26 protein-coding genes and 1 tRNA gene are annotated in these 22,871 nt (G+C 67.6%); 16 read left to right on the top strand and 11 right to left on the bottom strand.

Annotated features, from left to right (window positions below; genetic code table 11):
• Positions 1–155: 155 nt before the first annotated feature.
• On the bottom strand, positions 156–548 hold the full coding sequence (locus KIF24_RS30905) for an ester cyclase (RefSeq protein WP_221087034.1): 393 nt from the start codon (positions 546–548) through the stop codon (positions 156–158).
• A gap of 10 nt (positions 549–558) precedes the next feature.
• Positions 559–1,245, bottom strand: coding sequence for an SDR family NAD(P)-dependent oxidoreductase (locus tag KIF24_RS30900; RefSeq protein ID WP_221087033.1), 687 nt, complete (start codon positions 1,243–1,245; stop codon positions 559–561).
• 201 nt (positions 1,246–1,446) lie between these two features.
• Here KIF24_RS30900 and KIF24_RS30895 point away from each other — a divergent pair, with 201 nt between their 5' ends.
• Positions 1,447–2,061 (top strand): TetR/AcrR family transcriptional regulator, encoded by a 615-nt coding sequence (locus KIF24_RS30895; RefSeq protein ID WP_221087032.1) that lies wholly within the window; start codon positions 1,447–1,449, stop codon positions 2,059–2,061.
• A 58-nt stretch (positions 2,062–2,119) separates the two neighbouring features.
• On the opposite strand, the gene KIF24_RS30890 is transcribed toward KIF24_RS30895, so the two are convergent.
• The 4 genes from KIF24_RS30890 to KIF24_RS33670 all read right to left on the bottom strand — a co-directional run bounded on the left by KIF24_RS30890 (position 2,120) and on the right by KIF24_RS33670 (position 4,890).
• Positions 2,120–2,191 (bottom strand) — tRNA-Lys (locus tag KIF24_RS30890).
• A 309-nt stretch (positions 2,192–2,500) separates the two neighbouring features.
• Positions 2,501–3,451, bottom strand: a complete 951-nt coding sequence (locus KIF24_RS30885; protein WP_221087031.1) for an FAD-dependent oxidoreductase — start codon at positions 3,449–3,451, stop codon at positions 2,501–2,503.
• 15 nt (positions 3,452–3,466) lie between these two features.
• On the bottom strand, positions 3,467–4,615 hold the full coding sequence (locus KIF24_RS30880; RefSeq protein ID WP_230415997.1) for a hypothetical protein: 1,149 nt from the start codon (positions 4,613–4,615) through the stop codon (positions 3,467–3,469).
• Positions 4,616–4,707: 92 nt separating this feature from the next.
• Positions 4,708–4,890: a hypothetical protein gene (locus tag KIF24_RS33670; protein WP_230415996.1), complete on the bottom strand. Its 183-nt coding sequence runs from the start codon at positions 4,888–4,890 to the stop codon at positions 4,708–4,710.
• Between the two features lie 218 nt (positions 4,891–5,108).
• On the opposite strand from KIF24_RS33670, the gene KIF24_RS30875 reads away from it, so the two are divergent.
• The 7 genes from KIF24_RS30875 to KIF24_RS30845 are packed head-to-tail and all read left to right on the top strand — an operon-like array spanning position 5,109 to position 11,665.
• The gene (locus KIF24_RS30875; protein ID WP_221087637.1) at positions 5,109–6,008 is read left to right on the top strand and encodes a radical SAM protein; all 900 of its coding nucleotides are present in this window, start codon (positions 5,109–5,111) and stop codon (positions 6,006–6,008) included.
• 16 nt (positions 6,009–6,024) lie between these two features.
• Positions 6,025–7,275 (top strand): methionine adenosyltransferase, encoded by a 1,251-nt coding sequence (locus KIF24_RS30870; RefSeq protein WP_221087030.1) that lies wholly within the window; start codon positions 6,025–6,027, stop codon positions 7,273–7,275.
• A complete protein-coding gene (locus KIF24_RS30865; RefSeq protein ID WP_221087029.1) occupies positions 7,272–7,931 on the top strand; it encodes a class I SAM-dependent methyltransferase in 660 nt (219 codons plus the stop codon). The genes KIF24_RS30870 and KIF24_RS30865 overlap by 4 nt, the downstream gene beginning before the upstream one ends.
• On the top strand, positions 7,928–8,686 hold the full coding sequence (locus KIF24_RS30860) for a phytanoyl-CoA dioxygenase family protein (protein ID WP_221087028.1): 759 nt from the start codon (positions 7,928–7,930) through the stop codon (positions 8,684–8,686). The genes KIF24_RS30865 and KIF24_RS30860 overlap by 4 nt, the downstream gene beginning before the upstream one ends.
• Positions 8,683–9,666, top strand: coding sequence for an NAD-dependent epimerase/dehydratase family protein (locus KIF24_RS30855; protein ID WP_230415994.1), 984 nt, complete (start codon positions 8,683–8,685; stop codon positions 9,664–9,666). The genes KIF24_RS30860 and KIF24_RS30855 overlap by 4 nt, the downstream gene beginning before the upstream one ends.
• Complete coding sequence (locus KIF24_RS30850; RefSeq protein ID WP_230415993.1) at positions 9,666–10,295, top strand: FkbM family methyltransferase; 630 nt, start codon at positions 9,666–9,668, stop codon at positions 10,293–10,295. The genes KIF24_RS30855 and KIF24_RS30850 overlap by 1 nt, the downstream gene beginning before the upstream one ends.
• Positions 10,292–11,665, top strand: a complete 1,374-nt coding sequence (locus tag KIF24_RS30845) for a hypothetical protein (RefSeq protein ID WP_230415992.1) — start codon at positions 10,292–10,294, stop codon at positions 11,663–11,665. The genes KIF24_RS30850 and KIF24_RS30845 overlap by 4 nt, the downstream gene beginning before the upstream one ends.
• A 36-nt stretch (positions 11,666–11,701) precedes the next feature.
• Here KIF24_RS30845 and argS read toward each other — a convergent pair whose 3' ends face one another.
• Both argS and gltX read right to left on the bottom strand, forming a co-directional pair.
• Positions 11,702–13,420, bottom strand: a complete 1,719-nt coding sequence (gene argS, locus KIF24_RS30840; protein WP_221087027.1) for an arginine--tRNA ligase — start codon at positions 13,418–13,420, stop codon at positions 11,702–11,704.
• 125 nt (positions 13,421–13,545) lie between these two features.
• The gene (gene gltX / locus KIF24_RS30835) at positions 13,546–14,949 is read right to left on the bottom strand and encodes a glutamate--tRNA ligase (protein WP_221087026.1); all 1,404 of its coding nucleotides are present in this window, start codon (positions 14,947–14,949) and stop codon (positions 13,546–13,548) included.
• Positions 14,950–15,179: 230 nt separating this feature from the next.
• Between gltX and KIF24_RS30830 the strand changes: the two genes are divergently transcribed.
• Entirely contained in the window at positions 15,180–15,464 is a 285-nt protein-coding gene (locus KIF24_RS30830; protein ID WP_230415991.1) for an NUDIX domain-containing protein, read from the top strand.
• Positions 15,465–15,563: 99 nt separating this feature from the next.
• Here the strand turns inward: KIF24_RS30830 and KIF24_RS30825 are convergent, their stop codons facing one another.
• Complete coding sequence (locus KIF24_RS30825) at positions 15,564–16,325, bottom strand: HNH endonuclease (RefSeq protein ID WP_221087025.1); 762 nt, start codon at positions 16,323–16,325, stop codon at positions 15,564–15,566.
• Positions 16,322–16,906 (bottom strand): reverse transcriptase/maturase family protein, encoded by a 585-nt coding sequence (locus tag KIF24_RS30820; RefSeq protein WP_331461406.1) that lies wholly within the window; start codon positions 16,904–16,906, stop codon positions 16,322–16,324. Before KIF24_RS30820 ends, KIF24_RS30825 begins: the two co-directional genes overlap by 4 nt.
• Positions 16,907–17,853: 947 nt before the next feature.
• On the opposite strand from KIF24_RS30820, the gene KIF24_RS30815 reads away from it, so the two are divergent.
• The 4 genes from KIF24_RS30815 (at position 17,854) to KIF24_RS30800 (ending at position 20,276) form a co-directional block, all read left to right on the top strand.
• On the top strand, positions 17,854–18,429 hold the full coding sequence (locus KIF24_RS30815; RefSeq protein ID WP_221087024.1) for an NUDIX hydrolase: 576 nt from the start codon (positions 17,854–17,856) through the stop codon (positions 18,427–18,429).
• Between the two features lie 265 nt (positions 18,430–18,694).
• Entirely contained in the window at positions 18,695–19,222 is a 528-nt protein-coding gene (locus tag KIF24_RS30810) for a DUF6244 family protein (protein WP_221087632.1), read from the top strand.
• Between the two features lie 199 nt (positions 19,223–19,421).
• Positions 19,422–19,808, top strand: a complete 387-nt coding sequence (locus KIF24_RS30805; RefSeq protein ID WP_230417210.1) for a CdiA C-terminal domain-containing protein — start codon at positions 19,422–19,424, stop codon at positions 19,806–19,808.
• Between the two features lie 15 nt (positions 19,809–19,823).
• Positions 19,824–20,276 carry a SitI3 family protein gene (locus tag KIF24_RS30800; RefSeq protein WP_221087022.1) on the top strand — a complete coding sequence of 151 codons (453 nt, stop codon included), beginning with the start codon at positions 19,824–19,826 and terminating at the stop codon, positions 20,274–20,276.
• 79 nt (positions 20,277–20,355) lie between these two features.
• Here the strand turns inward: KIF24_RS30800 and KIF24_RS30795 are convergent, their stop codons facing one another.
• The gene (locus KIF24_RS30795) at positions 20,356–20,925 is read right to left on the bottom strand and encodes an NADAR family protein (protein ID WP_221087021.1); all 570 of its coding nucleotides are present in this window, start codon (positions 20,923–20,925) and stop codon (positions 20,356–20,358) included.
• 90 nt (positions 20,926–21,015) lie between these two features.
• Here KIF24_RS30795 and KIF24_RS30790 point away from each other — a divergent pair, with 90 nt between their 5' ends.
• From KIF24_RS30790 to KIF24_RS30780, 3 genes are read left to right on the top strand one after another with little or no spacing between them, the layout of a single operon-like run.
• Positions 21,016–21,378, top strand: a complete 363-nt coding sequence (locus KIF24_RS30790) for an ADP-ribosylation/crystallin J1 (RefSeq protein WP_221087020.1) — start codon at positions 21,016–21,018, stop codon at positions 21,376–21,378.
• 6 nt (positions 21,379–21,384) lie between these two features.
• Positions 21,385–21,876, top strand: a complete 492-nt coding sequence (locus KIF24_RS30785) for a hypothetical protein (protein WP_221087019.1) — start codon at positions 21,385–21,387, stop codon at positions 21,874–21,876.
• A gap of 53 nt (positions 21,877–21,929) precedes the next feature.
• A complete protein-coding gene (locus KIF24_RS30780) occupies positions 21,930–22,607 on the top strand; it encodes a hypothetical protein (protein WP_221087018.1) in 678 nt (225 codons plus the stop codon).
• The last annotated feature ends 264 nt before the right edge of the window (positions 22,608–22,871 follow it).

The following is a 22,871-nucleotide window of genomic DNA, read 5'->3' as shown; positions in this document are numbered from 1 at the left end:
GCTGGGGCACCCGTGAGCCGAGCGGCTTTCCTTGGACGGCGATCCTCACGGCTGGCGCCACCGTCGACGCAGATTCCGCGCCGTGCCGAAGCGGCTGCGGCCGCAGCCGCTTCCGCCCGGGCTGATCTCCGGAAGCCGGCCATTGATCCACGACCTCAGGCGGTCAGCTGTCGAAGCATTTCGGCGGAGTCGTGCAGGGCCGTCATCTGCACGAATCGACCGTCGCTGACCTTGTATATGGCGTACTCGACAATCTCGAACGAGGCGCCGGAAGGAGGAACCCCGAGCCACTGCTTCACCGGAGTGCCGGTGTTGATCGCGCGTACGGCGATGCGGTCGCGGTCGAACAGCAGTTCCTTGACCTCCCAGCGAAGGTCCGGAACGGCTTCGACGTCCTGCTTCTGGACCCTGAGGACGTCGTCCCGGGTGCCGGGCTCGCCGTTCAGCAGGACCTGGTCGTTGATGAACTCGTCCATCCCGTCAAATTCGTGGGCGTTGAGCGCCGCGACGTAGCGCAGGTACCAGCTACGCAGATCATTGTCCGTCATCATTTGCCCCTTACCAGCCCAACGTCCCGAGCTCGTCCTGAAAGGTCCCCGTCGGGCCGTCCGCGCCGAGCGTGGCCAAGTGCACGATGGTCTTGGCGCTTTCCGCCGGTGGCTTTCCGCCGCCCATGGCCGCCGTCATGTCGGTGGCGGTGTGGCCGGGCTCGATCGCGTTGAACTTGATACCCGGGTGGGATTTGGCGTACTGGACGGTGAGCATGGTGGCAGCCGACTTGGACGCCGAGTAGAGGGCAGCCGACAGATTGAACTCCGGCCGGTCCGGGTTCGTCACCGCCCAGAAAGATCCCATGCTGCTCGAAACGGTGACCACCGTGGGATTCGAAGACTTCCCGAGCAGGGGCAGTGCCGCCTCCGTGACGCGGACAATTCCCACCACGTTGGTGTCGAACACCCGCAGGGCCGTCGGGCCGTCGACAGTTCCGAGTCCGAGGATGCCCGCGTTGTTCACCAGGATGTCGAGTCGGCCCTCGGCCGATTCAATGATTGCCAGCGCGTCGCTCACCGATGCGTCGTCGGTCACATCGAGCTGCACGAATCGTGCGCCCAGCGTCGCCGCGGCCTTCTCGCCGCGCTCGACGTCGCGTGCGCCGATGTAGACGGTGTGGCCCAGCTCGAGAAGCTGTTTGGCGGTCTCGAAACCGAGGCCCTTGTTGGCGCCGGTGATCAGTGTGACGGTCATGCGTCTCCTCCAGGTATGCGGCCCGGCGGGCCGCTTGCAGGCCATAAGCAGCCGCGGTGCTGTCTTGGTCCCGTGGTTGCAGCGAAGGACGCCGGACTAGCACATTTTTGTACCGCTCGGTTGCGGAGCAACCGTAGCAGATTTTGTACCGATCAGTCGGTGAGCCGGATCACGATTTGTACCGAGCGGTAGAGTGGGCTCATGGGCACTGAGACGCACACCGTCGGTCGACCGCGGGCCTTCGACGAGGAGACGGTCCTCGACCGGGCCGCGGAGGTCTTCTGGCGGTACGGCTACGAAGGTGCGTCGCTGAGCGCCCTCACCGGCGCGATGGGCATCAACCGGCCGAGCCTGTACGCCACGTTCGGCAGCAAGGAGCAGCTCTTCCAGCGCGCCTTCGCCCGCTATCACGAGATCCGGCTGGCCAACGCTCGCGCCGCAATAGAACAGCCCACCGCGTATGCCGCCATTGAAGCGTTCCTGCGCTCCAGTGCCGACGGTCTCACCGCCGGCGATCACCCCGCGGGTTGCCTCTCCGTCCAGGGAGGCCTGGCCTGCTCGCCCGAGAACGCCCGGATCTCCGGGATCCTGGCTGCCGGCCGGGCCGCCACCGAGTCCGCCCTCGAAGAACGACTGTCCCGCGCGGCTGAGGAAGGCGACCTCCCGGACGGCATGGATGCCCGGGCGTTGGCTCGATTCGTGATGGCGCTCAGCGAGGGCCACGCCGTACACGCCGCGGCCGGCGCCAGCCGCGAAGACCTCCATGCCTCCGTCGACATCGCCCTGCGAGCCCTCGTGGCGCCACACCGCCGATGAGCGGCTACCGAAGCAGCGCCACCATCCCGGTTCGCGCCTTCGCGCACCGCCAACTATGTGGGCCGCCTGGGACTCGAACCCAGAACCTAAGGATTAAAAGTCCTCAGCTCTGCCATTGAGCTAACGGCCCGTAGTGCCCTCAGGCTACCCGATCACCCGCCTTGGGTTGAGGTCCACCTGTGGCGGCAGCAGAGACAGTGACGGCGGGAGTGAAGCCTCCCTGGCGGCCCCGCTGGATGATCCGAGACCCCAAGTGAAGAACCTCGAAGTACAGGACGCTCCGCCGCCAGCCAGCGTCGCCGGAATCCTCGTCGGCGGCATCCTCATCCTCATCGCCACCGCGTGCCACACCGCCGCCGCGATGATGGTCCACCTTCGGTACGCGGAGAACCCGTCCCTCGATGTCGCGGGAAGATCGCGAAGTTTGCGGATCAGGCGGTCAGGTTGGACGTGCGATCTCGAAGGCGCAGCCCCAGGAGAGAGTGAGTCCGGCCCCGCCATGGCCGTAGTTGTGGACCACCCTCGCGTCACCAAGCTGCTCTTCTTCGACCCGGACGTACGGCCGGGTAGGGCGTAGTCCGACTCGGTGCTCGATGACCCGGGCATCGCGAAGGCGCGGCTCGACCTCGGCGCAGCGGGCGACGATCGCCGCAGCGATCCCTGGATCTGGTTCTCGGTTCCACTCGCCGGGTTGGGCGGTGCCGCCGAGCACGAGAGCCTTACCCTGGGGATAGAAGTGCAGCAGGTCCGATGAGAGTCCGGTGTCTTCGGAAAAGAACTCTGTTACGCCTGGGTTCTCCACCACGACGAGCTGCCCGCGGATCGGTGTGAGGTCGGGGTCAGGCACGAGGTCTCTGGCGCCCATCCCGGCGCAGTTGACGACAAACGGCGCAACGGAAACGGCCTCGTCGAGTGAGTTGATACGGCGGATCGCGATCTCGCCGCCGGCTGCCCTCAGCCGTCCGCGAAGGTAGCCGAGGTAGACCGGCATGTCGACCAGCGGGGCGGTGTACCGCCACCCGGTGGCGAAGCCGCTCGGCAGTTCGCTCGGCTCGCACATCCGGAATCCGTCAAGCTGATCGCCCCACTCCGGCGGTTCAACGGGCTCTCGGGATGCCTCGACACCGGAGACGAGCCGTACCCCGGTCGCCGGGTCGGTAGCGAGCAACCGCAGGACCTCCAGTGTCTGGGCGCTCCACAACCGCACCCGGTCGACGGGCTCGACGAGGTACGGGCCCCACATGGCCCCGGCGGCGTACGACGTGGTCCGCTCGGATGGCTCGGCTGCCCAGATCGTGACCCGCAGTCCGGCTTCGGCGAGGCAGATGGCGGTGGTGAGGCCGTTAACGCCGGCACCGATGACCAGGGCGTCGAGATCGGTGCGGCTCATCGGTTGACCGTAGTGTCAGGCTGGTTGGCGCGCGAGCGCGTTCTCAAGCTCGGGGAGCAGGTCGGCGACGCCCTGGTTCCGCTTCCTTCGGCGGAGTTCCTGCGCGAGGGTGCTGAGCAGGGCGCTACTACGAGGCGAACGGACCTGGTCGAGCCGGGGCAGGGCCATCCGGATTACGGCGCAGGCGTCGTCGAGTTTGCCGTGGGCGGTGTAGCCGAGCGCGAGCCAGGCACCTTCGTAGAGGGCGCGCCGCTGGTAGGGGACGTCTGGCCGACGGGCGTACGCCCCGGTGCGCAGGAGTGCCTCGCCCTTGCGGAGCAGGGCCCGCCCGTCGGTTCCCCTGCCACCGGCCACCACCTGTCGGCCGGCGAGGATCATCGCGTAGCCGGCCTGGCAGTCGAGGTGGTTCGGCGTCAGGTAGTACATCCACTCCGGGTCGCGGTCGGGATTCCGCTTCGCGAGCTGGTCGTGGGACTCCGCCCAGCTTCGTTCGCACTGGTCGACGCGTCCGGCGGCGGCGTGGGCGTACGCGAGGCGGGACAACACGGACGCCTGGACGCTCGCGGCAGACCGGTCGGCAACCCGGCGGGCGGCGTCGCCGAGGCGCAGGCCGTCGTCGGCGTCACCGAGTGAGGCGGCCTGGAAAGACAGGTCGGCGAGGATGTGTGCCTCCATCGACCGGTAACCGGCGTCATGCGCGGCCCGCAGCCCCGTGAAGAAGTAGCGCTGGGCGAGACCTTGTTGTCCGGCGTCGAACGCCTTCCAGCCGGCGAGCTGAGCCATATCGGCGAGGGCGACCAGGAGACGACGGGTGGTGGCATCGGTGTAGCCGCCGTCGCGGAGTACGAGCAGGACCGCGCGGACCTGGGCGCCCACGTAGCCGAGGCCGGATGCGCCGCCGCGCTCGTCGTCGAGCAGTTGCAGGCGCGGCACGCTGGCTTCGATCTGGTCGACGAGCGGGTCATCAGGGGTCGCGGTCGGGAGCAGTGTCCCGTCCGCCGGTAGGTGTACGCCGAGGTAGATGTTCACGGCCTGGGTGAGGGCGGCTCCGGAGACGGAGAGGAACATCCTCCGATCCACCAGTCCTCCCAACAACCAGTCCTCGGCGACCAGCATGGTGCTCGCGAGTGTCCACGGCCCGTCCATGCCGGTGCTGGCCGCCATCACCAGCGTGCCATCCGTTGTGTCGGGCTGCCCATGCCAAAGGTCCCCTGCGGTCACGATGCGGCCGAGGCGCCGGGAGATGACGTACGCGGTCAGCGCCGGCAGCGGCGGGCGGGGATGCCGCCCGCGTCGCGCCAGTGGTAGGGCGCGGTTTCGGCGAGCGTCCCCGCGCCGAAGAGGCGGTTGATCTCCCGCGCGAGGGTGCGCGGGGTGAGGTCCGCTTCGGCCATGTACGCGGCGAGGGTCTGGTTGGTGCGGTCGGGTGCTGATCCCATCGGGTCCTCCGCAGGGTCAACCGACAGTACCGCGACGGTGTCGGATCGTGTTGGCCGCTGCGGCCGGCGGATTGACGGTCTTGACGGTTCCATCCCCTGCCCGAGCGGTGCCCGCTCGCGGTCTGCTGAATGCGTCCCCGCCGGCGTACCGCCAGAAGGGGCTGCGCCGGCGGGTGAATCCCGACGGGCGAGCGGAGGACCTGTTGCGTACTTCAGCCATGACCCAGGCCAAACCCCCATGGGACTGGGAGTTCGACTGGCACCTCACGAACCGCTGCAACTTCTTCTGCGAGTACTGCCACCCGCAGATCCGCTACGTGCTCAACCGCAAGCACCTCGACGAGCCGGCCCCGGAGCTGGTGGTCCGGCGCTTCGACGAGCTGGGCAAGGTCTGCCTGGTGCACATGTCCGGAGGCGAGCCGTTCATGTTCCCCGGCTTCGTCGAACTGTCCCGGGGTCTGGCCGGCAACCACTTCATCAGCATCAACACCAACCTCGCCTCCGACGACGTGGCGGAGTTCGCCGAACGTGTCCCGGCCGACCGGGTGGCGAAGATCGTCGCCGCGATCCACCAGCCCGAGCGCGAGCTACGCGGGCTGGAACTCGACGCCTACGCCCGCAACTACCTGATCCTACGGCGCGGCGGGTTCGACGTGACCGCCCTGTACGTGCTCTATCCGCCGCTGCTCGGTCGGTTCGCCGCCGACCTCGACCGGCTGCGCGAGCTGGGTGTGGACCACGTCCGGGCCAAGGTGTTCAAGGGTGTGTACGAGGGCGTCCGCTACCCGGAGGGCTACACCGACGAGCAGAAGGCCCTGGTGCTGGCGAACTCCGGTGAGTACGTCTTCAACCGGCCCTACCTCGACGGGATGCTCTCCTTCCGAGGCCAGGCGTGCACCGCCGGTGTCACCTCGTTCAAGGTCACCGTCACCGGTGACGTACGCCGATGCGCTTCCGTGCCCACCGGATACGGAAACCTCTACGACGGCACCTTCCGGCCCGCAAACGCGAACGAGCCGTGCCCCGCCAAGCGGGTGCTGGTCCTGTCGCAGTGCCTGTCCTACCTCGTCGATCCTCCGGTCCGCCCCGAACAGGGCGTCGACCCGGACGACCTCTGACCCGAAGGGCATCCCCATGCAGATCTCGATCCGTCACGCCTGCGTCGACCCGGACGACCAGCCGTTCGACGTCGCCGAACGCAAGGGCATCGGCCACCCGGACAGCCTCGCCGACCTGGTCGCCGACGTCTTCTCCCAGCGCTACTCGTCCTGGTGCCTGCGCGAGTTCGGCGCCATCCCCAACCACTGGGTCGACAAGGTGAACCTTGTCGGTGCCGCCGCCGACGTCCGCTTCGGTGGCTTCGACATCCTCAAGCCGGCCGACTGCTACCTCTTTGGGAAGATCACCGACCAGGTCGGTGCCACGCAGGTGCCGATCGAGGAGATCTTCCGGGCGGTCGTCCTCGACGTCCTCCCGGCCGCGCTCGGCGAACGCCGCATCCTCGAACACCTTCGCCTGCACATCAACAACACGCGCGGCACCGCCGTCGACCATGACCGCAGGTTCTACCGCCCGGAGGCGGCACCGGACATCAGCGCCGTGCTCGCGACCGAGTCCGTCGCGAACGACACCGTCGTCTGCGTCGGTACCAGTCGGCGTGGCCTCGCCGCCGATCTCGCCATCCGACTGGAACGCCGGCTCACCGCCGAAGAGTTCCGGCAGGTCGTGCCGGCAGCCGGAACCGACGTGAAGGTCATGGTGATCCGGATCGGCTCGGCACTGGAGGTCACGGCCGCCGTGCCGTTCCATCCCGAACTGGTCGGCTCCTGGGCGGCGTACCGGACCGCGCTCGCCGAGGCTCAGAGCACCGTCTCCGCCGAACTGAAGTCCCTGCTCGACCAGGACCCCAGAGCCCGGCACGTCACCGGCCTGTCGCTGCTTATCAACACGAAGGATGTGCCGGGTCGCGGCTACCTGGCGCCGTTCGGCACCTCGCTCGGCAAGGGCGACTGCGGCGCGGTCGGGCGTGGCAACCGGTACAGCGGCGTCATCGAGCCGCTCCGCCCGTCCAGCGGCGAGGCGCCCGCCGGCAAGAACCCCGTCCACCACGCCGGAAAGATCTACACCGCGCTCGCCGCCGAAGCGGCCGAGCGGGTGCTGGCCGAGGCCTCGGTGTACGCCGAGGTCACCGTCGCGGCTCGCAACGGTGGCCAGCTCGACGCTCCCGCCCACGTACTGATTTCGGTGGACCGCGAGGTCGACGCCATCACCGTGGCCGAGATCGAAGACGTGGTGCGACGCGTCGTCGCCGGGGCCCCGACCTTCGCCGCCCGCTTCCTCGCCGCCGAACCCCTGACCCGGTTCCGGGACGGAGTCCCGCTGTGACGACGAAGATCTTGTCCGAGGTGCACCGACGACACATCGCCGCCCTCCGCGAACAGCCCGCCCTCATCGACGCGGAAGGCCTTCGTATCGGCTCGCAGTACGTGATGTTCTTCGCCGAGGCCGACCTGATGCGTGAGCACGTCGCCCGCCTCACCGAGGGTTTCAGCCGCCCCGACGTGTTGGAGGTGGGACTGGGACTCGGCGTGTTCGCCGCGCAGCTATCGGTGCGTGAGATCGGCTCGTACTGGGCGATCGAACCACACCCCGGCGTCGCCCTGATGGCCCGCACGCGGGTGGTCGAACCCTTCGACGTACCGGTACGGGTGTGCGTCGACCCGTGGCAACTCGTGACGCTGCCAGCCGAAGCCTTCGACGTGATCATGTACGACACATGGCCGCCGGACGGCCACGCCGATCCGGACTTCGCCGCGTTCGTCGCCGACGTCGCGATTCCCTGCCTGCGCCCCGGTGGCCGGTTCAGCTTCTTCCACAGCGGCACCTCGATCAGCCCGGCCCGCCGCGCGGTCCTCGACCGGCACTTCGCGGAGTGGACCACCTCACCGCACACCATGCCGGCCGAGCAGACCCCACCGCACTGGACCAAACCAAGCCGCGACTTCCTGATCCCGATCGCCACGAAGGGCGACGCTCGATGACTCCACCGATCATGCCGATGGTCTCCGCGCAGCAGATCGACCGGTTCGCCTCACACGGGTACCTCGTCCTACCGGACCTGATCCGACCCACCACCATCCAGGACCTTCGGGTCGAGGCCGACATGCTCCTCGCTGACCGGCTCTCCCGGATGGTGGCCTCCAGGACACTCGACCCGCGGGTCACCTGGTGGCGTCTCGCCAGCGGCAAGCCGTACGTCCTCAAGGTCAAACCCGTGGTCGACCTGTCCCCGGCCGTGACGGCCGTGGCCGACGACGATGCGTTGCGTGCCGTCGTCGCCGATCTACTCGGCGCGCCCCCGACGCTGATGGACAACAAGCTCATGTACAAGCAGACCGTCGACATCACCGCAGGTTGGGCGGCGCTGCCGGTGCTGGGCGAGGAGGTCCGCAAGCACACCGATGCCGCCTACTACGCGACACGCGGCTACCCGCGTGTGCTCACCGTCGCCGTCTGCCTCGACCCCTGCACCGAACAGGCCGGCGCGCTGCGGGTCTGGCCTGGCAGCCACCGCCGCACCATCGAGATGGTCCCGACGGACAACCAGGGACCCGTCGTACCCGACGCCGCAGCCCCGGACAGTGCGGCCGTGACGCTGGTCGCCGAGCCCGGCACGGTGCTGATCTGGGACGCCGCCCTGGTCCACGCCAGCGGATCCAACACCTCCGGTCACCCACGCAGGCTGCTCGTGCTCGGCTACAGCCCCGCCCACCCGGACAACGGGACAGCGCGATGAAGATTCTCATGCTCGGCGGCACCCGGTTCGTGGGCCGGCACATGGTGGAGGAATGCCTCAAACACGGCGACGACGTCACCGTGCTGTACCGGGGCCGCTCCCCGTCACCCTTCGCCGGAATCGCCCGCCACGTCCTGACCGACCGGCGCGCACCAACCGTCGAAGCCGCCGCCGTCCTCGCCGAACCCTGGGATGCGGTCATCGACACCAGCGCCTGCGACGTTGACGACCTGCGCCCGGTCCTGCCCCTGCTCGGCGACGTTGGCCAGTACCTGTTCGTCTCCAGCTGCGGGGTCTATCGCAGGACACTCGGCCGGCATGGCCTAAACGAGCGGGCGCCCACGATTGCGGCTGACGTGCTTCACCCGATACGCGCCTCCGCCACCCGCAAGCTCCGCTGTGAGCGATACCTCCGGCGCCGCCTCGACCTGATCGACGTGCCTCTGCTCATCGCCCGTCTCGGCCTGGTCATCGGCCGGTACGACGACAGTGAACGTCTCGCCTACTGGCTCGAACGTGCCCTGCGCGGGGGCGACGTCCTCGTCCCGATGGACGATCACCAGGCCATCCAACTCATCGACGCCAGCGATGTCGCTCAGTTCCTGCGCAACGCCGCCGACCAGCGCCGTGCCGGCATCGTCAACGTCGCCGGTGCCCGGACCACCGCCCGAAACCTGGTGGACACAGTCCTGAGCAGCGTCGACCGAGCCGTTGCTCCCTGTCGGGTCGGCGAGGGGTTCGCCCTCGCCCATCACCTCCAACCGTGGACCGAGATTCCGCTGTGGCTACCCGCCAGCAGCCCCGAACTGGCTCTCATGTCGGTCAACAACAGCCGCGCCACCGACGCCGGTCTTACCCTCCGCCCCCTCGCGGACAGCATCACCGACGCACTCGGCTGGCAGTCGCTGCGGCGCAGTTGGTCGCAGCGGTGGCTCGATCACGCCCGCGAGCGGGACCTGATCGAACGGTGGAGGGGATGATGGCGATGCTGCCCTACACCCAACCCGCGCCGTACCACTCCCAATGGGGCGAGGACCGCTGGCTCGCCGAGAACTACCACCTCCCGGCGCACGGAGTGTTCGTTGACGTCGGCGCTGGCGACGGCGTACGCGGCAGCAACAGCCTCTACTTCGAGAACCGCGGCTGGCGCGGACTCTGCGTGGACGCCGACCCCCGCAACCACGAACGCCTCCGGCACCGCTGCTGCGCCGTGGACACCTGCGCCGTATCCGCCACCTCCGGACTCTGGCCATTCGGCATGTACGCCCACAAGCCCTCCTGGTCCGGCCTGCACCGGCGCGGCACCGACTATCGCGAGATCCTCGTCGCCTGCCGGACCCTCGAAGATCTCCTCGGCCAGTGGTGCATCGACCAGATCGATCTGCTCAGCATCGACGTTGAAGGCACCGAACTCGACGTCTGGGACTCCTTCGACGAGGCCCGGCACCGGCCGACCATTGTCATCGTCGAGTTCGACGACGACCAGCTCGATCGGCAGCGCCACTCGATCCGCCGTCACCTCGGCCCGGACACCTACGAACTCGTCCACGAGACACCAGCGAACCTGATCCTGCACCGAACCGACCGGCCCTGGCGGCGACGCCGATGACCAGGCCCGTCCTGCCGGTCAACCAGTTACTACCTGACGGCAAGCTGATCGTCGTCTGCGGACGTGCCGACGACGCGGCAGCCTGGCAAGAACTGCTCGGATCGGCCCGCTGCCTCGCCATCGCCCTGGACGACGCACCACCCGAGGCTCGGCCCCGGACGCTGCGCGGCGCATCCGACCACCTCGCGTGGCAACATCACGCCGTCGGCGGGCTGGACGGCTCCGGCTGGCTCGCCGGCCCGGCGGACGCCTTCGACCCCGACTACACCGCGACGCGCGTTCTGCCCGACCCGCTCGATCCGCCGAACGCTGGGGTCCGGCGACGGTACGGCACCAGACCGCCCGCGTGGCGGCTGTTCGAGTACAAGACCGTGGTCGACACGCTCTGGGACGCCGCCGGGGTGCCCCGCGCACCGTCGGTCGTCGGCGACGGCACCGCTGACCTCGCGATGCTTGGGGCGATAGTCGACCAGGGCAGCGGGGTTGTCTGCTCCTGCCAGCCCAGGGAAGCCGTACCGTCGGCGGGTGGCGACGGCATCTGGTGGTGGCGGGACGGCTCACCACCGACAACCATCCCCACCGCCGACTCCGGAACCTGGCGCGTCCGGCTGATGCCATTCTTCGAAGGGGTGCCGGTACGTCTGCACGGACTGGCCCTCGCCGCCAAAGTGGTCCCGTTCCCACCCATGGAACTCGTGACGCTTCCCCGCCCCGAACAGGGGACCTTCCTCTGTGCTGGCGCCGTTCCCCTGCTTGGCGCTGCCGCCGACCTCGTCACCCAGACCGAGCGGATCGGGGTTGGTCTACGCGAACGCCTCGGCTACCGCGGCGGCTTCTCCGTGGACGGCGTCCTCACCCCCACTGGGTTCCAGCCCACCGACTTGAACGCTCGGCTCACGTCCGCCATGGAAGCGACGCCGTCCGACCGTCGAATCCTGCTGCACGCGGTCAACCTGCTCGCGCGGGAAGGAAACGAACCCGACACCAGCGCGGTCGAGGACCTCGCGGAGGACGTGTTTGCCATCGGCACCACCTGCACGATCTTCGGCGCGGCAACGCATGTCGACGAAGAAGCCTCCCGGAAGACATCGGTTCGCTGGGATGACGAACGCCTGGCCCCTGCCGCAAGCAACGACGCAGACGGAAGCCTCGTCATCACCCCGTCCCCACGCGGCTGGCTGCTGACCGCGACCCTGACCACCGCCCGGCTCCCAGGCGGTGGCCGGGTCGGACCATGGGCACCCGAGGTCTTCCGGCTCAGCGACGAGATTCTCGGCACCAACTTCGGCCACCTCGCACCGCCATTCGACACCCGGTCCAGCACCTGTCTGCCGAGGGCACGACTCAGCTCCGAGTCGGCACGGAAGTAGACCTGCCGTGAGCGGGCGTGGTTGAGGGGTCGATGGCTACATGCGTTCCGGGGTGGTAATACCCAGCAGGTACAGGCCTCGGTGCAGGACCCGGGCGGTGAGGTCGCACAGGGCAAGCCGGCTGGCCCGCACTTCGTCCTCTGCACGCAGAACCGGACAGTGCTCGTAGAACCCGCTGAAGGTGGCGGCGAGGGTGTGCAGGTATCCGGCGAGCCGGTGGAACTCCAGAGTCTGCTCGACGCCGGTGACGACGGTGCCGAAGTTGACCAGTTCGAGGGCGAGGGCGTGTTCGGCCGGGTGCGCGATCGAGATGGGCGTCGCGGTGATCTGCTCGATCCCGGCGCGGCGGAAGATAGACCGGATCCGCGCGTGGGCGTACTGCAGGTACGGGGCGGTGTTGCCGTCGAGGGAGAGCATCCGATGCCAGTCGAAGACGTAGTCCTTGATCCGGTCGGTGGACAGGTCGGCGTACTTGATGGCACCGATGCCGACCGCGCGGGCGACGTCGGCGATGGCCGCCTCGGACAGGTCGGGGTTCTTCTGCCGGGCCAGATCGGCGGCCCTGGTCACGGCCTCGTCGAGCAGTCCGACGAGCTTGATCGAGCCACCGGCCCTGCTGCGCAGCATCTTGCCGTCCGAGCCGAGGATCGAGCCGAAGCCGATGTGTTCGGCCACCGCTGGCGGGCTCAACCAACCCGTCTGCCGGGCGACCGCGTACACCATCTCGAAGTGCTGACGCTGTGGCAGCCCCACGACGTAGAGCAGCCGGGTCGCGCCGAGGTCCCGGGTCCGGTGCCGGATCGCCGCGAGGTCGGTGGCGCCGTAGCCGTACCCGCCGTCGCGCTTGCGCACGATGATCGGCAACGGCTGCCCGTCGCGGCCGGTGAAGCCCTCCGGGAAGACGCAGGCCGCGTCACCACTGTCACGCAGCAACCCGAGCCGGTCCAGCTCCTCGGTCACCGGGGCGAGCATGTCGTTGTAGTAGCTCTCACCGCAGAAGTCCTTCTCGGTGAGCAGGACGCCGAGTTGGTCGTAGACGGTCAGGAAGCACTTCTCCGACTCGGCGACCAGCAGCCGCCACAACCGCAAGGTCATCTCGTCGCCGCCCTGCAGGGCGACCACCCGCCGCCGGGACCGTTCCTTGAACGTGCCGTCGGCGTCGAACTTGACCCTGGCCGCCTTGTAGAACGAGTCCAGGTCACCGAGGGACAACTCGTGGGCGGCCTCCGACTCGCCCAGGTCGAGCAGGTGCTCGATGAGCATCCCGAAGGGAGTGCCCCAGTCGCCCAGGTGGTTGGCCTTGATCACCCGGTGCCCGAGCCACTCCAGCAGCCGGACGGCGGCGTCGCCGATAAGGGTCGACCGAAGGTGCCCGACGTGCACCTCCTTGGCCACGTTCGGCGCCGAGTAGTCGATGACGACCGTCTGGGCAGCGGCGCTCACCGCGACGCCGAGCCGGGTGTCGGTGGCCATCCTCGACAGCAGCGTGCCAAGAGCCGGGTCGGCGACGGTCAGGTTGATGAACCCCGGGCCGGAGACCTCCACGGCCGCGCAGAGGTCCGTCAGCTCCGCCTGGCCGAGGACCTCGGTGGCGATGTCCCGGGGCGGGCGGCCGAGCCGGCGCGCCAGGGACAGAGCGGCGTCGGACTGGTAGTCGGCGTGCTGCGAGCGCCGCACGACCGGGTCGACCGGCCCGCCGGCCACGGCTTCGAACGCCTGCGCCAGCCGGCCGGCCAGCAACTTTTCAAGATCCATGAAGGTACGCCAATCTCGCTCCGATCCGCCTCAGTAGGGAGGCGGATCTTCTGGAAAACGCTCAAGGAGCGGATCGATCGACGACCAGGTTGACCGGCGGGATCGATCCGCCGGTCGCGAAGGGGTCAGCTCAGGCGGTCGAGGGCGGCTCGCAGGCGAGCCAAGGTTCGCTCACGTCCGAGGAGCTCGATCGACTCGAACAGCGGCAGCCCGACGGTGCGGCCGGTCACCGCGACACGTACCGGGGCCTGGGCCTTGCCGAGCTTGAGCCCTCGCTCGGCGCCGATCGCCTCCAGCATCGACTTCAGCACCTCGGCCCGCCACTCGCACGTCTCATACGCCTCGACCACAGCGGCCAACAACGCCGGGGCATCGGCTTTCATGGCCTTCGCCCACGCCGCCTCATCGGCGACCGGCTCATCGAGGAACAGGAAGTCGACCATCGGCACGATCTCGGAGAGCAGCGCGATCCGGGTCTGCGCCAGCTCGGCGACCGCAGCGAACGCTCTGGCGTCGTACGCCTCCGGCCGCCACGGCGCTGCCTCGACGCTCAACCAGGGCTGACACGCCTCGATGAACGCCTCCACCGACAGTGCCCGGATGTAGTCCCCGTTGAAGGCTCGGAGCTTCTTCACGTCGAAGAACGCCGGCGAGGGGTTGACATCTTCCAGCCGGAACTCCGCCACGATGTCATCCCAGGGCAGGATCTCCCGGTCACCGGACGGCGCCCATCCGAGCAACATCAGGTAGTTCCGCATCGCCTCGGCGAGGTAACCCTCGGCACGGAAGTCCTCCAGGGCCACCCGGTCCCGACGCTTGGACAGCTTCTGCCGCTTCTCGTTGACCAGGATCGGCGCGTGCACCCACACCGGAGGCTCAGCACCCAGCGCCTCCCACAGCAACTGCTGCTTGGGCGCGTTGGGGAGGTGCTCCTCAGCCCGGATCACGTGGGTGATGCCCATGACCATGTCGTCGACCACGTTGGCCAGCAGGAACACCGGCGACCCGTCACCACGGGCGATCACGAAGTCCTCGATCAGCGCGTTGTCGAAAGTCGGCTTGCCACGCACCAGGTCGACGATCACAGTCGAGCCGTCGTCCGGCGTGCGGAAACGCAGAGCGCGACCTTCCCCGGCGGACAGGCCACGGTCCCGGCAGAAGCCGTCGTAGCCCTTGTGCTCGCTGCCCGTACGCGCGATGACCTGATCCCGGGCACAGTCGCAGTAGTAGGCGCGCCCGGCGGCGAGCAGCCGGTCGATGGCCTCGCGGTGCTGCGGGGCGTAGTCGGACTGGAACAGCGGACCCTCGTACTCGCTCGGGCCGATGCCAAGCCACTCCATCGCGTCGAGGATGCCCTGGACCCATTCCGGGCGGTTCCGCGCCGCGTCCGTGTCCTCGATCCGCAGCACCATCGTTCCGCCCGACTGTCGGGCCAGCACCCAGTTGAACAGGACAGACCGGGCATTGCCGACGTGGAACATGCCCGTCGGGGAGGGCGCGAAGCGAACGCGGAGATCGGAACTGGTCACGGATAGCAGGCTACCGAACAACCCGCGGTCAGCCTCAGCGATATCCAGGGCAGAACGCTGGAAGCGACGCCAGCACCACGAGATTCGCCCGGCCGCCGGCCGAGACAATCGGGTAGTAGTGCACCGTCATCACATTCTCACGCCCGACCAATCGCCAACGCTGTCACCGTGAGGGCTCGTCTCCGCGACGCGTTCCAGGCCCTGCGGACATCCTCAGGAGGCATTCAGCCATGACTCGTCGATACGCCTCCGCCGGGGCCGTCGTCGCGACCGGCGACCTCAGCTCTCCACAAATCCTGCTCCTCGATCAGGTCCGGAAGAGCGGTGAACAACAGACCGTTGGCCCGAAGGGCCGCCTGGAACCAGGCGAGTCACCACTCCAGGCAGCCAGGAGGGAGGTGGCCGAGGAAGCCGGCCTGACCAATACGCACTACGGCGCCTACCTGGGGCAGGAGGCCTACACCTTTACCGACAACGACGGAACAGTCGCGGCGAAGACCGTCGACGTGGAGTAAGCCGCGCGGCGCGGTGTCCCTTGTGGGGGTCCGTTTCCGCGCGACTCCTCCCCGAACCGGACGTGCGAGCTTTCCCCGCATCACGGCTCTCCAGTGTTGCTACTGCGTGTGCGGCTGTTGATGGATGTCGCCGTGGCAGCGGGCGCAGACGATCAGGGTCTTCCGTCGGCTGTCCCGCATGGCTTGCACCCAGGGTGGTGTGGCCGCAGGGCTGTATCTGTTGAGGTCGGCGAGTCGTGTGACGTGGTGGACGGTGATCCCGTCGTGGGCGTCGCAGAGTTCGCAGATCCCGGCGGTGAGCCGGGCGATGAGTTGGGTTCCCCGCCGGGTCGGCCACGCTCCGTCGATGAGGCGGGCGTGTTTGCGGCGGCGTAGCGGGATCCCGCCGAATCTGGCGGTGAATACCGTTCCGTTCGGGGTGCGCTGGGTCGCTTCGAAGCACCGGCGTTTCCCGTGGGGGGTGACGACGGTGGTTTGGTAGCGGTTTCGCATCACCCACGGTGGTCGGCGATATTTGGCTGCCAGGGTCGACATCATCGACCGTTCCATGACATAACGGAGCTTGTTGAGCCAGCTGATGTTTCCGGCCATCTGATAGTACTGGACATATCCTCGATATTCCGCGCCGTAGGAGGCGACGATGTTGTGGTCGCTGGTGCGGATCAGGTCGTTACGGATCAGGGGCTTGTTCTGTTTCCGCAGGTATTTTCGGCATCTGGCGTTGACGTTTTCCGGTGGGACACCGAGGGCGATGGAGCCGTTGAGTGATCGTTTGCCCTTGGTGTGCCAGGTGTCGGCCTGCCGTGTCCAGATGTCGTAGCCGAGGAACCGTGCCTTGTGGGTGCGGGCGTGGGTGATCAAGGTTTTCTCGGTAGAAGAGCGAGCTTCAGATCCTTGCGCAGAAACGCGGTTAGCTCGTTCTTGATCTGTTCGGCTTCGGCCTTGGTGCCGGCGAATCCTAGGAGGTGATCGTCGGCGTAGCGGATATAGCGTAGCCGGCGGTAGTCCGGGTCGTGAACGTCGCGAGTGGGAATCGACTGCTGGATCTTGCGGTAGGTTTTGACCTTGTCGCGGTCGCCCTTCCTTTTCCAGTAGCCGACTCTTGACGTCGCGTTGTAGTACGCCCGGTTCGGCCGTCGGACTGTTCCGCGGGTCCAGGCCGGGACCATTTCCTGTTCCACGAATGTATCGAGACGGTCGAGATAGATGTTCGACAGGATCGGCGATATGACGCCGCCTTGTGGCGCACCGGAATGCGTGGCATGCCATTTCCAGTCTTCCAGATATCCCGCCCGCAGCATTCCTCCTACCAGGTTCAAGAACCGATTGTCGTGGATCTGCTCGGCGAGGATCGCGAGCATGACCTCGTGGTCGAGGCTCCCGAAGCAGTCGGCGATGTCGCCCTCGATGAACCAGGTCGTGCCCGTCCATGTCGAGGCGATCTCGTCGAGTGCGTGTGGCAGCCCCGACCAGTGCGGAACCCGTGCGACCTGGTCGAGAACTGCGGTTCGTAGTACGCCTCCAACAGCAGGCGCACCACCTCACCGACCAGTTTGTCGGTCCAGGCCGGCAGCCCGAGGGGCCGTTGGGCTCCGTTCTTCTTCGGGATGTAAACCCGGCGGACCGGTGTGAACCGGTAGCGTTCGGCGCGAAGCCGACCGATGATGTCCCGGATGGCTTCCAGGCTCATCCCGTCGGGTGTTCTCCCATCGACTCCGGGCGTCATCGCGCCGTCGTTGGCGTAAATCCTCCCGTAGGCGATCAGAAACAACTGCTCGTTGAACAGTTGCCGATACAGCCGTTCCAGGGGCAGTTTTCGTCGTCCCCTGCCACGCAGGACTTTGAGTACCGTGTCAGCGCTCTGCATTACGCATACCTCCACTGTTTCTCACAGTCCGCATCACCTGCACCCCTTCGCCCTGTGAACGGCTTTCCCGTTCTCCTTGGCCGGGCGTTACTCCGGCGACTACTACGAGTGCTCCGACACCGCCAGCCGAACTGGGACGGTGATCCCACGTTCGTCTCTGACACACGAAATAGCGCGGCTGCAGGCGCCCCACTCATCTCCTTGAATACCCTCGCCGGGTATCGCTTCCGCCGCGAAGGTTGGCCAGGGCGAACCAGTACACCCCGACCACGACGGACACCGGTTTCAGATGCCTTTCCGGTCGCAGTAAATTGCTGCCGCTGGAGATTAGGGTTCAAACAATCAAGTCTTCGCCATACCGCACGGGTCTCCCGGCACGCCGTCTCGGGCATCTGAACCCGGCCGCCGATTTCCTGGCATGCTCTTGTCCCCTTCACCTTTCGGATCCAGGTAAGCCATCGGACCCAGCAGACCTCCCTTCGAGTCTGTCCCGCCTGAAACGGGGATGTGTCAGAGCGCCTCGTGGCGCACTGGTTCCTCTTCACCACAGCTACCACCGCCACGACGCCGGCCCGAGACGAAGGCTTCGTCCGGGCCCGGTGGCTCGATGCTCCCGCCGCCCGGCAGGCCGCCAGTCATCCCCAGTTCCAGGAGGTACTGGATCGCGCACTTGCCGTCATCACCTGGCGTGCTGCCCAGCAACAGCCCTTCAGCCAGAAACTCAGTCATCTGGTCAATGAGGTGGGGGCAGAGGCTCAGGCCGCTATCGCCGGGCACCCGGATGCCGGGGTCGGGCTGTGGGGATCCGCAGCACGGGGAGAATTCGTGGAGGGCTGGAGCGACGTTGACTCCATCGCCTGGAACCTGCCCCCGACGTCGAGCACCGTCATAACGCTCTACAAGATCGTCCGTGAAGCCACCCGACGCCATGGTTTTCGCGCGTCTCTGTACCTCGCCGACAACCACGGGGCCGACGCCCGTCGCCTTGGTCCCCTCCACGACACGAAGATGCGGGCGGTGCTGGACCGCGTAGGGATCGAGACCGCCGTGATCGCAGGGGCCGAACCCCACGCCGACCGTCACTCCAGAACTGGGTGACCGCGCTGGTGACCTTTCCGCGCTGCACGAGTTCTCTGTAACCCGTCTGGCCGCGAGCCGTGGTGCAGAATCGGAACGCGTGGACACCGCATGTCCGGTGTTGTCCGTTCTGTCGAGCGCCGGTCGCTGCTCGGCATGCCTCGGCAGCCAGCGCGATAATGCTGATCATCGACACTGTCTCCGTTGCCAAGATGGGGCAAGCGCCTGCAACTCGTTCGGACTCAGTGCTTATGCAACATCGTCGACGATTGGAGAATGGCTCGACGTGTCGAACATTGAGAAGGTTGACGCCGAGTTGCGTGCCTTGACAGCCGGCGTCGACAGAGCTCGCGGCCTCACCGCTGTAGCCGGTGACCAGGCGCAGGAGGTCGGTCTTCGTGCGGCGGGTGCCGGTTTCGCTGCGGTGGCCGCTGGCATGGTCCGGGTCCGTGGCGCGATCGGTGAGATTCAGGCTGGTCTGGGCCGCCTCTCCACGTCGATCGGGGAGGCGGCGCAGGCCACCGCTGCGGTGCCCCGCCACGGCACACCGCAGGAGACAATCGGCGGGCTTGCACCGGTGCAGAGCGCGTTGGACAGCGCCCGCGACGCGGCAACCGGGGTGATCAGTCAGGTCGGCGCGGCGCAACAACTCGTCACGGCCGTCCTGCTCGGCGGGCAGCCGGGACCCCTGTTACAGGCCCTGGATGGCGTCAAGCAGGTCATGGTGCTCATCGTTCAACGCGCTGGCGCCGCCCGGCAGTTCGTCGACGCGGCGACCGCCGAGGCACGACGGCTGGGATCAGCGGGAAACTGACCGGGGCTGGCGGTCTCTCCCGGCCAGCCCTGCCCCCGACGCCACCGGCGGTCCGACCGCAACCGCCATGCGCGACCCCGACCTGCCCGGATCGGGCCCCACCCTATGGAGCAGAACGCCCACCGGCGTTCCCGGCGGCTCTCCGACCGGACCACGGACCAGAATCCCACCACGCGAAGACGACGCGGTACGGCGCTCGCTGGAGTTGGAAAACGAGTGCGCCGACACGCTCGCCCACGACGGCTACCGCGTACACCAGAACCCAACCCGGCGGGAGATCGCCGACGCCCGGCAGAGCACCGGCGACGTGGGCAAGCCGGACAAGGAACCCGACTATCTCATCGAGGGCCACGTCTTCGACTGCTACGCGCCCACCCCCGGCAAGGCGGTACGCGGGGTGTGGACAGAAGTAGCGGAGAAGGTGGCGAGGCAGCAGACCCAACGGGTGGTGTTGAACCTGCAGGACTGGCGTGGTGACATCGCCGCCCTGCAGAAGCAGTTCGACGACTGGCCGGTCCCGCACCTCAAGGAACTGGCAGCGGTGACGCGAAGCGGTGCGATCATTCAGATCGTCCGACGAGACTGAGAAGGCAGGCAGCACGTGGGCATCGAGTACCGACTGACCCTGGCCGGCGACATCCCGCTGGAGGACCTCGCTCCCCTCGTCGCCCCGCACGGCGTCGAGGAGTCGACACAGCCCGGCTACCCCCGGCTCCTCACCGCCGACCTCGGTGACGAACTCGGCTACACCGTCACCATTACCGGGGGCAGCAACGGCTACTTCGACGCCGAAAACGACGACGGCACCCAATGGGAGTGGGAACCCGACACGTACGCCAACGTCGTCTTCGACCTGCGCAAGATCGACCCACCGGAGGGTGCGGTTCCCGCCATGGTGTCGGCCGTCGGCCGTGTCCTGGCCAGCCGACCCGAAGACGTCGCACTCGTGCTCAACGGCAACTGGCTCCTACTAACACGAATCGCGGGAGAGCTCCGCGAACACCGGCCATCGTGGTGGGACACATACGGCGTCCGGGAGATGATCGTGCGGTAGGCCAGTCCCACGGCGCAGGAGGCTTTGGACAGCCCCCTCAGACACCGAGCACCGAAGAATGCCGCCATAGATCTTCAGGTCATCCTGCATCGAGTTGTAGGCGGGCGCGCATCAGTGCGAATCCGAGGAGGTTCTGGCCGCGCCACTGGGCGGGATCATGCACACGTGGGTCGGTGGCGACCAGGCCGATGCCCCAGACTTGATCCACGGGGCTGGCTTCCACCAGCACGCGGTTACGCGTGTGCGACAGGTACCGTCCGAGGTCGGGGTGCTGGCTGAACTTCGCCACGTTGGCGGCGACGACCAGGTCGAAGCGGTGCGCGTCCCACAGTGCCTGGTTGAAGCCGCGTACCTGGCGGCCCAGGGCCTTGACCGCGCCCGGATGCGACGCGGCCAGCATCTGTTCGGCAATCGCCTCGTCGCCGAACAGGCACGCCTTGCCGACCATCATGTAGTGCTCCGCCGTGGCGTATCGAATGCCGTTCACGACGAACGGGGCCGGCCACCACTGACTCAGGCACCCCGGTCCGATGCTGCCGTCGGGCTGGGGCTGATGACCCCAGAAGAACAGGTATTTGATGTGCCCTTTCGCAGCGGCGAGCGCCTGCAACTCCGCCAGGCTGCACGGCAAGAAATCCGTCTCGGGCACACCCAGCAGGCTGCCAGACTCGCGTGGTGCGGCACCAGCGCGTTTCGCGACTGCCGGTACCGTACCTCGATCTGACAGAGGAGGGCCGTGGTGACGGAGACGATGACGCTGTGGCGGCCGACCGGCCCGCAGGAGCTTGAGCTCGTCCGCGCGTCCGGTTGGAAGGCGTGGCCGCCACGGCTGCCCGACCAGCCGATCTTCTATCCCGTCCTCAACGAGCAGTACGCGATCATGATTGCCCGGGACTGGAACGTTCCCGCCTCCGGCGTTGGCTACGTCACCCGGTTCCACGTGGACCAGGAGTTCGCCGCCCGCTACCCCGTCCGGCAAGTCGGCGGCCGCGACATCCTCGAGCTGTGGGTACCGGCCGAGGAACTCGACGAGTTCAACCGGCACATCGTCGGGCTCATCGAGGTGGTCCACGAATTCCGGCCGGCCGAGCAGGCCGAGTGATCGGCGGTGGATATCACCGAACGGCTCGGACGGATCCGGCAGCTTATGGCCGGGCTGTCAGGCCCGTACGGCAACGGCCATCTCTGGACCTTGATCCGATCCACGGACGCCAGCGATCCCTTCCCTGACGCGTTCGCGTTCCTGACCGGCGCTGCCGTTCTGGATGCTGGCGGTCCAGCCGGAGCCCCGCCGCAGGCCCCGCAGGACGCGGCGCAGTTGTCGGCGCGGATGAGTGAGGCAAGCCAGGACGTTGCCTCCGCCCTACTGATCGGAATGACCTCACGCACACTCGCCTACGGGACGCGGCGGCGATACTCGCAGGAGCGCGCTGGTGAGTTGTTCCGGGCGCTGCTGAAGCTGCTGGGCCATGGAACCCGGTGGTGGACGAACACCGACCTGGTCTCATGGGAACCGGTCACCCGACACGTCGTGGACGCCTTCGTGATCGGCAAGGGCGGCGGCCTCATGGTCGCGGTGCTGGCTACTGACGAAGACTGAATCACGACTCCCTACCTGCCTGACGACGTCTCCGTCACCCGTAGGGTCGTCCGGTGACCGCGTACGACGTCGCCGCCCGACTGCCCGCCATCGACGAGCTACGGAAGCGCTGCAAGGCGCTGGCCGTCCTGGAACGCATCATCGACGGCGGCGCGCCCTACTACGCCTACACCTGCCGCTGGGGGCGGGACGAAGCGGCGTCGATGAGCAACGGCAGCGGCGACGAGTGGACCGTCGTGTTCACGAGCCACGGCGCGTTCATCCGGGTCTTCGATCACGAGTCGGCGATGTCGCCCTACCGCGACGCGGACCACGAGTTGTGGCCGGGCCTGCTCGACGGCCTTCCCGAACCGTTGCACCCGCAGGTGGCCGAGCCTGCGTTCGGCGACGAGACGGACCAATTCGTGGCCACGGCGGTGCTGTGGCGGTTGACCGGAGACGACCGCTGGCACGCCGGAGAGGGCATCGTCTTCCCGCCCCTGCGGAGGCCGTACGACTTCGGCCTGGATGGCTCCTACCTGCTCGACATCCTGGGCGACGACATCGTCGACCGGTTCGTCGAGTTCTGCGGCGACTACTACGAGATCGAGGTGGACCGGGCGGCGGTCGCGCACGTCGTCGCGCACCGCCCACTCACCGACGCGGTAGTTCGCGCCCTGAACCCTGAACTCACTGTCGCCCTGGTGCGCGAGGACCTCGCCGAGATCGATTACCCGGTCGCCGCGCCGTAACGTATGCCTGGATAGAGGTTGCGGAAGTCCCCTGTCCCACCCTCGCCGTCGTGGATCTGCACCCGGTAGTGTGCCGTGCCCTGTGCGCCATCACCTGTGTGCTGTACTGGGCATGCGATGTATTCCGGGGAATCGAACCCCTGCGCCTGCCCGGACTGCGTTCAGCGCCTCGATGATCCGGTAAGACCGGCCATGCCTTGTGCCACTGGGGCCTGTTGAGAAGAACCGGCCTGCCATTTAGATAGTCCGTACCGTCGTTGGCGG

Source organism: Micromonospora tarapacensis, from assembly GCF_019697375.1.
Classification (GTDB): Bacteria; Actinomycetota; Actinomycetes; order Mycobacteriales; family Micromonosporaceae; genus Micromonospora; species Micromonospora tarapacensis.
This window is presented reverse-complemented; position numbering and strand designations above follow the sequence as displayed.

What these genes read in the sequence shown, in the direction of transcription:
- KIF24_RS30900 (WP_221087033.1), bottom strand. Translation starts at nt 1,245, where the DNA reads ATGACCGTCACACTGATCACCGGCGCCAACAAGGGCCTCGGTTTCGAG.
- KIF24_RS30855 (WP_230415994.1), top strand. Translation starts at nt 8,683, where the DNA reads ATGAAGATTCTCATGCTCGGCGGCACCCGGTTCGTGGGCCGGCACATG.
- KIF24_RS30870 (WP_221087030.1), top strand. Translation starts at nt 6,025, where the DNA reads ATGCAGATCTCGATCCGTCACGCCTGCGTCGACCCGGACGACCAGCCG.
- KIF24_RS30850 (WP_230415993.1), top strand. Translation starts at nt 9,666, where the DNA reads ATGGCGATGCTGCCCTACACCCAACCCGCGCCGTACCACTCCCAATGG.
- KIF24_RS30895 (WP_221087032.1), top strand. Translation starts at nt 1,447, where the DNA reads ATGGGCACTGAGACGCACACCGTCGGTCGACCGCGGGCCTTCGACGAG.
- KIF24_RS30845 (WP_230415992.1), top strand. Translation starts at nt 10,292, where the DNA reads ATGACCAGGCCCGTCCTGCCGGTCAACCAGTTACTACCTGACGGCAAG.
- KIF24_RS30880 (WP_230415997.1), bottom strand. Translation starts at nt 4,615, where the DNA reads ATGGCGGCCAGCACCGGCATGGACGGGCCGTGGACACTCGCGAGCACC.
- KIF24_RS33670 (WP_230415996.1), bottom strand. Translation starts at nt 4,890, where the DNA reads ATGGGATCAGCACCCGACCGCACCAACCAGACCCTCGCCGCGTACATG.
- KIF24_RS30830 (WP_230415991.1), top strand. Translation starts at nt 15,180, where the DNA reads ATGACTCGTCGATACGCCTCCGCCGGGGCCGTCGTCGCGACCGGCGAC.
- argS (WP_221087027.1), bottom strand. Translation starts at nt 13,420, where the DNA reads ATGGATCTTGAAAAGTTGCTGGCCGGCCGGCTGGCGCAGGCGTTCGAA.
- KIF24_RS30860 (WP_221087028.1), top strand. Translation starts at nt 7,928, where the DNA reads ATGACTCCACCGATCATGCCGATGGTCTCCGCGCAGCAGATCGACCGG.
- KIF24_RS30905 (WP_221087034.1), bottom strand. Translation starts at nt 548, where the DNA reads ATGACGGACAATGATCTGCGTAGCTGGTACCTGCGCTACGTCGCGGCG.
- KIF24_RS30885 (WP_221087031.1), bottom strand. Translation starts at nt 3,451, where the DNA reads ATGAGCCGCACCGATCTCGACGCCCTGGTCATCGGTGCCGGCGTTAAC.
- KIF24_RS30875 (WP_221087637.1), top strand. Translation starts at nt 5,109, where the DNA reads ATGACCCAGGCCAAACCCCCATGGGACTGGGAGTTCGACTGGCACCTC.